Origin of the sequence: Herminiimonas sp. NPDC097707 (assembly GCF_044761395.1) — a bacterium.
Classification (GTDB): domain Bacteria; phylum Pseudomonadota; class Gammaproteobacteria; order Burkholderiales; family Burkholderiaceae_D; genus Oxalicibacterium.
The window spans coordinates 86,371-98,897 of the sequence record NZ_JBIWCI010000002.1 but is presented as its reverse complement, the minus strand read 5'-3'; the positions used below and the strand labels follow the sequence as shown (position 1 = coordinate 98,897).

The window sequence follows — 12,527 nt, the reverse complement described above, 5'->3', positions numbered from 1 at the left end:
TGCGGGTAAGGGCGGCGTTGCCGAAACCCCAGATTTTACCGGGTTTTAGAGGGAATTAGGATTTCTGCGCGTGAGATAGTATGCGGCGATCAATAGCGCAAAAGCCAGCAGCACGATGGCTGCATTGCCGAGCGAAACGTAAGGAGTGAGGCCGCTGTAGCCTTGTACCGACGCCGTCAGTATGCCGCGCTCAAACGGTTTGAGCTGCGCCACGACTTCACCGTGCGGATTGATGACTGCGGTGGTGCCGGTATTCGTGGCGCGCAACATGGGACGGCCGGTTTCGATGGCGCGCATTTGTGAAATCTGCAGATGCTGCGGCAAGGCGATCGAATCACCGAACCAGGCGATGTTGGAAACGTTCAGCAACAGCGTGGCAGCCGGATTGCCGGCCGCTGTGCTGGCGCGCAACTGGTGCGCGATTTCTTCGCCGAACAAATCCTCGTAACAAATGTTCGGCAATACCCATTGATCCTTGACGGCAAACGGCGCCTGCAGTGTTGCGCCGCGCGTAAAGTCGCCGAGCGGGATGTGCATCATGTCGACAAACCAGCGAAAGCCGAGCGGGATGAATTCGCCAAACGGCACCAGATGATGCTTGTCGTAACGATACAGTGCAGGGACGGTGCGGCTGGCGGTGGCCGGCGTAATGCCGATCACGCTGTTGGCGTATTGCTGCGGGCCGTCGCTGACGGCGATGCCGATGGCAAGATGGCTACTCGACGCGGTGGCGAATTCGGCCAGGCGCGGCAGATAGTCTTCCGGCAATTGATGCGCCAAGAGCGGCAGTGCAGTTTCCGGTGTGGCGATCAGATCTGCCGGAGCGCTGCGTATCATGTCTTCGTAAAGGGTCAGTGTGACGTTCGCCTGTTCGGGATCGAACTTGATTTCCTGCGGCACGTTGCCCTGCAACAGGCGCACGGAAATGGGTGCGCCGTGCGGTGTCGTCCAGCTGATGGAATGCAGTGCAAAGCCGGCTGCAAAAATCGCGATCATTAAGACCAGCGCGGATTTTTTCGTCGGCAGCAATGCCAGACAGCCGGCCAGCAATGCTGCCAGCCATCCGAGGCCGTACACGCCGATCAGTGGCGCGAAGCCGGTGAGCGGACTGGCGGTGTGTGCATAACCGGACACTACCCACGGAAAGCCTGTCAGCACCCAGCCGCGCAACCATTCGGAGAGCATCCACAAGGCAGGGAAAACCAGTAGCAACAATATCGTTGTGGAAGCATGCCGCCTGTGTTTGAAGTAGGCAGCAAAACCGGTAGCGATGGAGAAAAACGCACCCAGCAGCATGGCCAGCAGCGCAACCGCCAATGCTGCCATAGGCGCCGGCATGCCGCCGTATTGATGCATGCTGATGTAGAGCCAGTACACGCTGCAGGCCGACCAGCCGAAGCCGTAGGCCCAGCCGGTGAAGACGGCAGATTTGATGGTAGGCGCCTGCAATACCAGATGGAACAGCAGCGCGAGCGTGATAATTTGCAGCGGCCACCAGCCGATCGGTGCGAAGGCGAGGACATTCAGTGCGCCGGCCGGCAAGGCTAGCAGCATGGCGGGTGCAACTCGCAGGCGCAAGGGAAGTGAGGTGCTCACGTTTGCGAGCATAGAGTGGCAGCGTGATGGACGAGCATCCCGCACGTCACGCAATCAATCATCAAACGCATCCGCATCGGGCGCAGGAAGTTTTTCCACCAGCAGTACGTGGATTTGTCGCGCATCGGCACGCAGTATTTCAAAGCGCAGATTATCGATATCGATAACCTCGCCCTTGTGCGGCATGCGCGCCAGATGATTGGTAATAAAACCGCCCAGCGTATCGACATCCTGGCTGGTGAGAGTGGTGCCGAGTTCTTCGTTGACTTGCGTGAGTTCGGTCAGCGCCTTGATGCGCCAGCGTGGACCGTATTCGCCAGCCTTGATGGCGAGGATATTGTCCTGTTCTTCATCGAAATCGTATTCGTCTTCGATGTCGCCGACAATTTGTTCCAGCACGTCTTCGATCGTGATCAATCCTGCCACGCCACCGTATTCATCGACCACGATCGCCATGTGATTGTGTTTGGCGCGGAAGTCGCTCAGCAATACATTCAGACGTTTTGATTCGGGAATGAAGACGGCAGGTCGCAGCATCTGACGTACATCGAACGATGCGCCTGCGTAGTAGCGCAGCAAATCCTTGGCCATCAGGATGCCGACTACCTGATCGCGTTCGCCTTCGATGGCAGGGAAGCGCGAGTGTGCGGTTTCCAGCACCATAGGCAGCCATTCAGCTATGGGTTTGGTGATGTCGATCACATCCATTTGCGAGCGCGGCACCATGATGTCGCGTGCCGACAGTTCGGATACCTGGAACACGCCTTCTATCATCGACAGGGCATCGGCGTCGATCAGATTGCGTTCGTGCGCGTCATGCAGGATGGCAAGCAGTTCGCTACGACTGTCAGGTTCGGGGGCGATCAGTGCGGTCAGGCGTTCAAACAGGGACCGGTGCGGTTTGGCTTCGCCGGGTTTGCCGCTATTGGGATTGTCTTGCATATGGCGAAAAGCCGTTGCGGGTGATGGTTTCAACAGCTATCAGGATACAACAAATATCCGCAATTCCAAAAATGCTGCGGAAGATAGCATGTCATGGTGCAATATGATCACGCTTCGATATACGGATTGGGAAAACCGAGCGCGGCCAGGAATTCAATTTCCAGTGCTTCCATTTCTTCGGCTTCCTCATCCGATTCATGATCGTAACCTTGCGCATGCAGCACGCCGTGTATCACCAGATGCGCGGCATGAAAAATCAGTGTCTTATTCTGTTCGGCGGCTTCGCGCTGCAAGACATCAGTGCACAGGATGATATCGGCCTGTGTGGTATCGCCGTCTTCCATTTCGCCGCCATCATCGTCGTTATAGGCGAAGGTCAGCACATTGGTGGCGTAATCCTTGCCGCGATAATTGCGGTTCAATGTCTGGCCTTCTGCGGCATCGACGAAGCGCAAGGTGATGTGCGCCGGCGCCAGCAGCGCGGCCTTTACCCATTTGCGCAATAAGGGGCGCGTGAGGATGTCCTGCACGCGCGTGTCGGCGTATTGCACCGACAGGGAAAGTTTATTTTGCTGCATGTTTGGTAGTCGTTTTGGCCGCTGTTTTGGCAGTGGCGCGTTTTTTGGGTTGTTTGGCGTCGTCGTAAGCATCAACGATGCGCGCCACCAGCGGATGACGTACCACGTCGGCACTGGAAAAACGCGTGAAGGCAAGTCCGCGCACATCGCCTAATACGTCGATGGCTTCGATCAGGCCGCTTTTCTGATTTTGCTGCAAATCGATCTGCGTAATGTCGCCGGTAATCACAGCCTTGCTGCCAAAGCCGATCCGGGTCAGGAACATTTTCATCTGTTCCGGCGTGGTGTTCTGCGCTTCATCGAGGATGACGAAAGCATGATTCAGCGTACGGCCGCGCATATAAGCCAATGGTGCGATTTCAATCGCCTGTTTCTCGAACATTTTTTGTGTGCGATCGAAGCCGAGCAAGTCATACAAGGCATCGTACAAGGGACGCAGATAGGGATCGATTTTTTGCGACAGGTCGCCGGGCAGAAAGCCCAGGCGTTCACCGGCTTCCACTGCGGGGCGTGTAAGGATGATGCGTTTGACGGCATCGCGTTCCAGCGCATCGACTGCGCAAGCCACGGCCAGATAAGTCTTGCCGGTGCCGGCCGGGCCGACGCCGAAGGTGATGTCGTGATCCATGATCGCCTTCAGATATTGCAACTGATGCGGCGTGCGGCCGCGCAAATCGTGGCGTCTGGTTTTCAGCACCGGCGCATCGGTCACCGATTCGACGATTTTTTTTCCGGCAGTTTTTCCCGTCGTTTTTTTTGCGGCGGGAATGACTAACTCTGGTTCGGCCAGCGCCGCGCGTTGTTCGACCAGGGCCAGTTGCACTTCTTCCAGTGGTACGACCTTGTCGGCCACGCGATAAAACTGATCGAGAATTTCCAGTGCGCGTGCGCCGTTGCTGCCGCTGACGATGAATTTTTCGCCGCGACGGAAAATCGTGACATCGAGCGCGGCGGAAATCTGTCGCAGATTTTCATCCATCGGGCCGCACAGATGTGCGAGCCGCTTGTTATCCAGCGGTTCGGGGATGAAGTACAGCGGTTGAACGGCGGTTTTGGTTTTCAATTTTGGCTGAGCAGGCGCTTGCGCGCCAAAAATAAATCTTTACTGTTTAACGACGATCTCGCCGCGTAATGTGTACGCGTGCGATTGTGTGATGTTGATGTTCACCATCTGGCCGATCAAATGCGCTGCATTCGGGCCGGCGGAAAAATTGACGACACGATTGTTTTCGGTGCGACCCTGCAATTCGTCGGCATCTTTTTTCGATGGCCCTTCGACCAGAATGCGTTGCACGGAGCCGACCATTTCATCGCTGTAGCGACGGGTGTTCTGATCGATGACTGCTTGCAGGCGTTGCAGGCGCTTGAGCTTGACTTCATGCGGGGTGTCGTCGGCCAGATTGGCGGCAGGCGTACCAGGGCGCGGGCTGAAAATGAAGCTGAAGCTGTTGTCGTAACCGATGTCGTCGATCAGCTTCATCATCGCTTCAAAGTCGTCGTCGGTTTCGCCAGGGAAGCCGACGATGAAATCGGATGAGATGGAAATGTTCGGCCGCACTGCGCGCAAGCGACGCAGGATGGATTTGTATTCGAGCGAGGTGTAGCCGCGCTTCATCGCTGCCAGAATGCGATCGGAGCCGTGCTGCGCCGGCAGATACAGATGATCAACCAGTTTCGGCACCTTGGCATAGGTGTCTATCAGGCGTTGCGTGAATTCCTTCGGATGGCTGGTGACGTAGCGTATCCGCTCTATGCCTTCCATCTCGGCGATGTATTCGATCAGCAGCGCAAAATCGGCGATTTCGCCATCGGCCATTTCGCCGCGATAGGCGTTGACGTTCTGGCCCAGCAGCGTGATTTCCTTCACGCCTTGCGCTTCGAGTCCGGCGACTTCGGTCAGTACGTCGTCGAAACGGCGCGAGACTTCTTCGCCGCGTGTATAGGGCACGACGCAATAGCTGCAGTATTTGCTGCAACCTTCCATGATCGACACAAAGGCAGTCGCGCCTTCCACCTTGGCGGGTGGCATGTGGTCGAACTTTTCAATTTCCGGAAAACTGATGTCGACTTGCGAACGTCCTGTCGAACGACGCTGCTTGAGCATCTCCGGCAGGCGATGCAGGGTTTGCGGACCGAAGACCAGATCGACATAAGGCGCGCGCTTGATGATCGCGTCGCCTTCCTGCGAGGCGACGCAACCGCCGACGCCTATCATCAGATCGGGCTTGAGCAGTTTCAATTCGCGCAGACGGCCGAGATCGGAGAAGACTTTTTCCTGCGCTTTTTCACGCACCGAACAGGTGTTGAGCAGGATGACGTCGGCGTCTTCCGCCTTGTCGGTTTTGATCAGGCCGTCGGAAGCGTTGAGCACATCTGCCATCTTGTCCGAGTCGTACTCGTTCATCTGGCAACCGAAGGTCTTGATGTATATCTTTTTCTGCATGGGGTGAGGTGTTTGGTGAGTTGCTTACTTGAAATTGGATGCGGGCGCCGGTATGGGCGCGGGCAACGGAACCGGCTGTGACAACGGTTTCGGCGGAGTCTGTCTTGCTTCGTCTGCCGTCAAAATCCAGATGCGATCGATGTCGCCGTTACCATCTTCCGTGTAATTTACGGCAAACTGGCTGCCGCGCAAGGCGGCCGGCATCTCGATCATATTGTCCTGATTCCAGATGCGCGCGCCGGCTGACAGCGTGCGTGTCTTGTCGTTGACGACGACAACCGGATAATTGGCCGGCGTCATCACGCCGCGTTTGGCGTCGGCTGGAAAGGGGCGCTCGAAAGCATGCGCAGACAGGCTGGCAAAAGCAAGTGCACAACTGATCAGCAAGGTTCCTATGCGCATGGCAGGTTTCCGTTCCAGGTAAATGAGATGTCGCGATATAGCAGAATGATTGATCCGGGCGATGTGTTGCTTGGTGCAGGGCTGGCGCCTGTATGGCAGCCGAACTGATAGAGACGTGCCAGCGCAGGCGACATCATAACATGTGGCGCTGTGGGCCGAGAGCGAGCCAGGCTGCTTGCAGCATGCGGCGGGCGTGGAAATCAATGCCGTGAAAACGGGGAAATCGATGAATGGTGAGCGGCAGGATATGTTGCGCATAAAAACAAAGCCGGAATATCCGGCTTTGTTTGTTTTACAGCACGTATTTGCCAGCGCTTAAATGACGCCTTGTGCCAGCATCGCGTCTGCGACTTTGACGAAACCGGCGATATTGGCGCCGTCTACATAGCTGATCGTGCCATCGGCGCGACGACCGTGACGCAAGCAGGCGTCATGGATGTTGCACATGATCGCATGCAGGCGTGCATCGACTTCTTCACGCGGCCAGGAAATGCGCATTGCGTTTTGGCCCATTTCCAGGCCTGAAGTAGCAACGCCGCCGGCATTGCTGGCTTTGCCTGGTGCGTACAAGACACCGCTGCTTTCGAATACACGTACGGCTTCGTTCGTGGTCGGCATGTTGGCGCCTTCCGCAACGCAGATCACGCCGTTTTTGACCAGGGTATTGGCGGCTTCGATATCCAGCTCGTTTTGTGTTGCACAAGGCAAGGCAACATCAACCGGTACGTGCCATGGGCTCATGCCGGCATGGAATTCGACGCCGGTACGTTGTGCGTAGTCGCTGACGCGGCCATACAGATGGTTTTTGACTTCCATCAGGATCGCCAGTTTTTCCGGAGTGAAACCGTCGTTATCAACGACGGTGCCGCTGGAGTCGGACACGGTGATCACTTTCGCGCCCAGCGACATTGCTTTTTCGACTGCGAACTGAGCGACATTGCCCGAGCCGGATACGCTGACGCGCATGCCGTCGAAGCTCAAACCTCTTTGTTTCAGCATTTGCTCGGCAAAATAGACGGTGCCATAGCCGGTTGCTTCCGGGCGAATCAAGGAGCCGCCGAAGCTCAAGCCCTTGCCGGTAAAGACGCAGTCCGCACGATTGCTGAGCTTTTTCATCATGCCGGCCATGAAGCCGACTTCGCGTCCGCCCACGCCGATATCGCCAGCTGGTACGTCGGTATCGGAACCGATATGACGGAACAATTCGCTGACGAAAGCCTGGCAGAAGCGCATGACTTCGCCTGGGCTCTTGCCTTTAGGATCGAAATCGGAACCGCCCTTGCCGCCGCCCATAGGCAGTGTGGTCAATGCATTCTTGAAGGTCTGCTCGAAGGCGAGGAATTTCAGGATCGACAAATTAACCGAAGGATGGAAGCGAATGCCGCCTTTATATGGGCCGATCGCCGAGCTTTGCTGAATGCGATAACCACGGTTGACTTGCACGTCGCCGTGATCGTTAACCCAGGAAACGCGGAACATGATGATGCGTTCCGGTTCGATCAGGCGGTCCAGCAAGCCGTGTTCAGCGTAATGCGGATTTTTTTCAATGAAAGGCCAGAGACTTTCCATCACTTCCGTGACCGCTTGCAAGAACTCGGGTTGGCCGGGATTGCGGTCAGCGACATGAGTCAGAAAATGATGAAGAGTTGGGTATTTCATGATTTGCCTTAAATCAGTGCGAAAAAAAGAGAGGACGGCATTGTTGCATCAAATTCGACTTTTTTCCATTTTTTACGCACCTTTTTGCGGCAATTCGAGTATTTTTCTCGCTAAAAAAGTTGGACGGAATCCAAAATAGTGCAATTTGAGCATGTTGCAGTGCAGGAAAAACAGGATGGCGCGCGCCGGGCAAAAATGACATGAATCATGCGCGGCGCGGCCATTGTTTACTACGTATGCCGGGATCGTTTGTTAGCGGAAGACCAGCACGGGAAGGGTCGAATGCGCCAATACCTTTTGCGTTTCGCTGCCGACGAACAACTTGTTCAAGCCTTTGCGCCCGTGCGATGCCATGAAAATAACATCGCAAGCGGATGCTTCTGCCGTCCGCACGATTTCTTCATACGGACTGAAAGACAAGGCGACTGCCGTCTTGCATGTCACGCCCTGAGCGCGTGCACGTGCCGCTGCCTTGTCAACATTATGCTGTGCGATTTCCTGCGCCTTCTCGTCGTAGGCAACGGAGTCCATGGGAAATACGCCCGCTCCTTCAACCAGTGCCGAGTATACATAGGGCTCTGCAACGCAGAGCGTGACGAGTTCGCCGTTCATGGCCTTGGCAAATTCTATCGCGGCATTGATGGCTTTGTCGGATAAGGGGGAGCCGTCTGTTGGTACGAGGATTCTTTTGAACATGCTTTTCTCCGGTGGTTGGAAAACGCTACTGCCCGTTGACGATATATTCACAGGGCTCTGGCCGGTCTGATCCAGATCAAAAAACAGCAAAGAGGTGTGCTTGAACCCTGTCTTCGGTCTTTTCAGCGGACAAGAAATGCCTGTGAAGCTTGCAAACCATCTTAAATGAAAACAAGGCTTCTGCGTCATGTTGTGCAACCCTAAGGAAGGTAACAAGCGGATTGGATGAATATGCACGGTATTGAATTTTCTTGCGGTACAACGTGTTCAATGCAATGACAAATGCCGCAGGTGCAAAATTGCGGGTAACAAAAAACCCGCGCTCTCGTGAGAGGAGCGCGGGTTTCTGCATTTCTTGTTCTTGGTGGTGATAGGTGGATTTGAACCACCGACCCCAGCATTATGAGTGCTGTGCTCTAACCAACTGAGCTATATCACCAAACAGCCGAAAATTATGACGTTTTCGGTGAGCTAAGTCAATATCAAATTGCTGATTCGGCGCATATATCGCATGTGCCAGCCGTTTTTTCGTGTGAAGAACAGCATATAAAATATTGCGCAAGTTGCAATAAATCAGTCTTTTCTTGATCGTCGGGGCTATTTCGGCGCTTTATCTGCACTGACAATCTTGCGCAAAATACTGTCCGCAACGCCGGGTGCGAGGCAATCGATTACCTGTCGTTCCGGCATGCTGCGCAACCAGGTCAATTGTCGTTTGGCCAGTTGGCGTGTGGCGGCGATGCCTTTTTCACGCAATTCTGCCAGGCCGTATGCGCCATCCAGATATTCCCAGCTCTGACGATAGCCGACGCAGCGCATGGATGGCAGGCCGGGATGCAGGTCGCCGCGCGCGCGCAGGGCGCGTACTTCATCGAGCAGGCCGCCGTCTTTCAGCATGGCATTGAAGCGGCTGGCAATGCGCACATGCAAGACGCTGCGCTCGGATGGTTCCAGCGCAATCGGCAATAAGGTGAACGGCAATTCGCTTTTGGGTGCTAGTGCCAACAGTGCGGACATCGGCTGCCCGGTCAGGGCGATGATTTCCAGTGCGCGTTGTATGCGTTGCGCGTCGTTCGGTTGCAGGCGTGCGGCGGTGATAGGGTCGAGCGTTGCCAGCTTTGCATGCATGGCGGGTGAACCAATCAGCGCGGCTTCGGCATCCAGTTCTGCGCGTAGCGCGGCATCGGCTTGCGGCAGCGCATCGAGGCCATCTTTCAATCCCTTGAAGTACAGCATGGTGCCGCCGACCAGCAGCGGCAGTTTGCCGCGCGCGCTGATTTCCGCGACCAGGCGTAGCGCATCCTGGCGGAATTGCATCACCGAATACGCATCGAGCGGATCGAGTATGTCGATCAGATGGTGCGGCACGCTGGCGCGTTCTTCATCGGTCGGCTTTGCGGTGCCTATATTCATCTCGCGGTACACGAGGGCGGAATCGACGGAAATGATTTCAGACGGAATCTGTTCGGCGATGGCGAGCGCTGCGGCAGTTTTGCCGGAAGCGGTCGGTCCCATGATAGCGACGGCCAGCGGTTTTGCGGATGGGTTGGTCATGTGCGTGCTGCCGGCCGGAAGTGTATGTGCGTATGGCGTCTCACGTCAGCGTCCGCGCTCGAACAGTTTGTCCAGATCGGACAGGCCGAGTTGTACCCAGGTTGGCCGGCCATGATTGCATTGGTCGGCGCGTTCGGTAGCTTCCATCTGGCGCAACAGGGCATTCATTTCCGGCGCGGTCAGTGTGCGGTTGGCGCGTACTGCGGTATGGCAGGCCAGCGTGCCGAGCAATTCATTGCGGCGTTCAAGCAGCACACGCGAGCCGCCGAATTCGCGCACGTCGCGCAATACATCGCGTGCCAGCGTTTGTGCGTCGGCATTTTTCAGCAGCGCAGGAACGGCGCGTACTGCAAGCGTGGTGGGCGACAGGGTGGCGATATCGAAACCCAGCGCGTGCAGGATGTCCTGATTGTCTTCCGCCGTGCCGACTTCCATGCCATCGGCGTAAAAGGTGATCGGAATCAGCAGCGGTTGTACCTGCAGTTCATTGTCATCGAGCGCATGTTTCAACTGTTCGTACAGGATGCGTTCGTGCGCAGCATGCATATCGACCAGCACCAGGCCTTTGATGTTTTGCGCGAGGATGAAAATGCCGTGCAACTGCGCCAGCGCAAAGCCGAGCGGAAACTCATCGTCCGGCAGCGTGGTTGCGCCATGATTGCCTGCAGCATGCAACGATGGCGCTGCACTGTTGCTGTCGTTGGACGCAGGGCCGTTGGCGAACAGGGCGCCGTAATTCGCTGCGCTTTGCGCCACGCCATACGGTGCATTGAACTGTGGTGCGAATGTGCTTTGCTGCTGCTCTCGCAACCAAGGCAATGCGCTCGATGGTGCGGGCGTAGGTGATGGTGCGGCACCAAATGCAGTGGCGGATGTTTGCGCCAGTGCACGGGTGACAGCGTGAAATACAAATTGATGTACAGCGCGACTATCGCGGAAACGCACTTCGATTTTCGACGGATGCACATTTACATCGATCAGTGCAGGATCGAGTTCCAGGCTGATGACATACGATGGGTAACGATCGCCATGCAGCACGTCCTGATAAGCCGAGCGCACTGCATGCATCAGCAATTTGTCGCGTACGAAGCGGCCGTTGACATAAAAGTATTGCGCATCGCCACGTGCCTTGGATGCAGTTGGCAAACCGATGAAGCCATGCAGGCGCAAGGGCCCGGCGGTTTCTTCCAGCGGCAGGCGTGCGGTAGAAAATTCATTGCCGAGTATATGCGCGCTGCGTTTGGCGATGTCGTTGACCGTCCAGTGATCGATGGTCTTGCCATTGTGCGTGAGCGAAAAGGCAACATCGGGGCGCGACAAGGCAATGCGGCGCACGACTTCCGCGCAATGGCCGAATTCGGTCTGCTCGGTTTTCAGGAACTTGCGGCGCGCCGGTGTATTGAAATACAAATCGAGTACATCGACTGTGGTACCGGCTGCGCCCGACGATGGCGCGACGGTACTTTTTTGATCCAGATTTTGCACGCCGCTGATTTCCCAAGCGTGCGCAGCGTCTGCGGTGCGGGACGTTAATGTCAGCTGTGAAACGGATGCGATCGATGCCAGTGCTTCGCCGCGAAAACCCAGCGTGGCGACATTTTCCAGCTCGGTCAGTGAATTGATTTTGGAAGTCGCATGCCGGGCCAGTGCCAGCGGCAATTGTTCCGGTGCGATGCCGCGACCGTTATCGGTGATGGCGATCCGTTTGACTCCGCCTTGTTCCAGCCGCACGCTGATGTGCGTGGCGCCGGCATCCAGTGCGTTTTCCAGTAGTTCCTTGACAACGGCAGATGGGCGTTCGACCACCTCGCCGGCGGCGATTTGCGAAATGAGCTGGTCGGAGAGGGCTTGTATCGGTCGGGCCGATGGGGAAGATGCGTGCATCTGCCGATTATAACGTTGCCAGCGTGTGACTGACAGTGAACCGATGAGCGATCAGGTGGTCTTTCTGCATGGACAGCGCGCATGCAGCGTGGTGTATCATGCTGCCGCTACCAAGGAAAATTATGGATTTCATGCAGTTTTTCGACATGATTTTGCATGTCGACAAGTATCTCGGAACATTTATCGCGCAATATGGCGCACTGATTTATCTGGTTCTGTTTACGATTATTTTTTGCGAAACCGGTTTGGTCATCTTTCCATTTTTGCCGGGCGACACTTTGCTGTTCATCGCCGGCGCCTTTTGTGCCTCCGGCGGCATGAATCTCTGGTTGCTGCTGAGTTTGCTGATTGTCGCTGCGATTCTGGGCAATACGGTGAATTACTGGATAGGACAGCGGATAGGCGAAAAGGTATTCACGCACGATTATCGCTGGCTGGATAGGGCCGCGCTGCAAAAGACCCATTCCTTCTATGAAAATCATGGCGGGAAAACACTGATACTGGCGCGTTTCCTTCCCATCGTGCGCACCTTTGCGCCCTTCGTTGCCGGCGTATCAAAGATGACCTTTGTGCGCTTCCAGTTTTTCAATGTCACCGGTGCGATTTTGTGGGTGGGGCTGCTGGTTGTCGGCGGTTACCTGTTCGGCAATATTCCGATCATCCGCGATCATCTCAATACCATCGTGCTGGTGGGAGTGGGTGCTGCTGCAATTCCGGTTGCGCTCGGCGCAATGTGGAAGCTGGCGCAACGCTTCAGGAAATAAAAACACCGC

13 protein-coding genes and 1 tRNA gene are annotated in these 12,527 nt (G+C 55.9%); 2 read left to right on the top strand and 12 right to left on the bottom strand.

The genetic code is table 11. From position 1 onward, the window contains the following. Positions 1 to 45: 45 nt before the first annotated feature. The 6 genes from lnt to ACIQW9_RS13905 all read right to left on the bottom strand — a co-directional run bounded on the left by lnt (position 46) and on the right by ACIQW9_RS13905 (position 5,961). A complete protein-coding gene (gene lnt / locus ACIQW9_RS13930) occupies positions 46 to 1,608 on the bottom strand; it encodes an apolipoprotein N-acyltransferase (protein WP_402338267.1) in 1,563 nt (520 codons plus the stop codon). A 42-nt stretch (positions 1,609 to 1,650) separates the two neighbouring features. Beyond that, positions 1,651 to 2,538 carry an HlyC/CorC family transporter gene (locus tag ACIQW9_RS13925; protein WP_402338265.1) on the bottom strand — a complete coding sequence of 296 codons (888 nt, stop codon included), beginning with the start codon at positions 2,536 to 2,538 and terminating at the stop codon, positions 1,651 to 1,653. A gap of 107 nt (positions 2,539 to 2,645) precedes the next feature. Beyond that, entirely contained in the window at positions 2,646 to 3,116 is a 471-nt protein-coding gene (gene ybeY / locus ACIQW9_RS13920; RefSeq protein ID WP_402338262.1) for an rRNA maturation RNase YbeY, read from the bottom strand. Next, positions 3,103 to 4,179, bottom strand: a complete 1,077-nt coding sequence (locus tag ACIQW9_RS13915; protein ID WP_402338260.1) for a PhoH family protein — start codon at positions 4,177 to 4,179, stop codon at positions 3,103 to 3,105. The genes ybeY and ACIQW9_RS13915 overlap by 14 nt, the downstream gene beginning before the upstream one ends. Before the next feature lie 39 nt (positions 4,180 to 4,218). After that, entirely contained in the window at positions 4,219 to 5,559 is a 1,341-nt protein-coding gene (gene miaB, locus ACIQW9_RS13910; RefSeq protein ID WP_402338257.1) for a tRNA (N6-isopentenyl adenosine(37)-C2)-methylthiotransferase MiaB, read from the bottom strand. A gap of 24 nt (positions 5,560 to 5,583) precedes the next feature. Next, positions 5,584 to 5,961 carry a hypothetical protein gene (locus ACIQW9_RS13905; protein WP_402338254.1) on the bottom strand — a complete coding sequence of 126 codons (378 nt, stop codon included), beginning with the start codon at positions 5,959 to 5,961 and terminating at the stop codon, positions 5,584 to 5,586. A 193-nt stretch (positions 5,962 to 6,154) separates the two neighbouring features. Here ACIQW9_RS13905 and ACIQW9_RS13900 point away from each other — a divergent pair, with 193 nt between their 5' ends. Beyond that, positions 6,155 to 6,280 (top strand): hypothetical protein, encoded by a 126-nt coding sequence (locus tag ACIQW9_RS13900; protein WP_402338252.1) that lies wholly within the window; start codon positions 6,155 to 6,157, stop codon positions 6,278 to 6,280. Here the strand turns inward: ACIQW9_RS13900 and gdhA are convergent. From gdhA to mutL, 6 genes are all read right to left on the bottom strand, one after another. After that, on the bottom strand, positions 6,277 to 7,620 hold the full coding sequence (gdhA, locus tag ACIQW9_RS13895) for an NADP-specific glutamate dehydrogenase (protein ID WP_402338250.1): 1,344 nt from the start codon (positions 7,618 to 7,620) through the stop codon (positions 6,277 to 6,279). The genes ACIQW9_RS13900 and gdhA overlap by 4 nt on opposite strands. A 252-nt stretch (positions 7,621 to 7,872) precedes the next feature. Further along, positions 7,873 to 8,316: a universal stress protein gene (locus ACIQW9_RS13890; protein ID WP_402338248.1), complete on the bottom strand. Its 444-nt coding sequence runs from the start codon at positions 8,314 to 8,316 to the stop codon at positions 7,873 to 7,875. 76 nt (positions 8,317 to 8,392) lie between these two features. After that, a complete protein-coding gene (locus ACIQW9_RS13885) occupies positions 8,393 to 8,668 on the bottom strand; it encodes a hypothetical protein (protein ID WP_402338245.1) in 276 nt (91 codons plus the stop codon). A gap of 10 nt (positions 8,669 to 8,678) precedes the next feature. Beyond that, positions 8,679 to 8,755: transfer RNA gene (locus ACIQW9_RS13880), tRNA-Met, on the bottom strand. Between the two features lie 158 nt (positions 8,756 to 8,913). Beyond that, the gene (gene miaA, locus ACIQW9_RS13875) at positions 8,914 to 9,870 is read right to left on the bottom strand and encodes a tRNA (adenosine(37)-N6)-dimethylallyltransferase MiaA (RefSeq protein WP_402338242.1); all 957 of its coding nucleotides are present in this window, start codon (positions 9,868 to 9,870) and stop codon (positions 8,914 to 8,916) included. 45 nt (positions 9,871 to 9,915) lie between these two features. After that, positions 9,916 to 11,754, bottom strand: a complete 1,839-nt coding sequence (mutL, locus tag ACIQW9_RS13870) for a DNA mismatch repair endonuclease MutL (RefSeq protein ID WP_402338239.1) — start codon at positions 11,752 to 11,754, stop codon at positions 9,916 to 9,918. Positions 11,755 to 11,876: 122 nt separating this feature from the next. On the opposite strand from mutL, the gene ACIQW9_RS13865 reads away from it, so the two are divergent. Then, positions 11,877 to 12,518 (top strand): VTT domain-containing protein, encoded by a 642-nt coding sequence (locus ACIQW9_RS13865; RefSeq protein WP_402338236.1) that lies wholly within the window; start codon positions 11,877 to 11,879, stop codon positions 12,516 to 12,518. Positions 12,519 to 12,527: the final 9 nt, after the last annotated feature.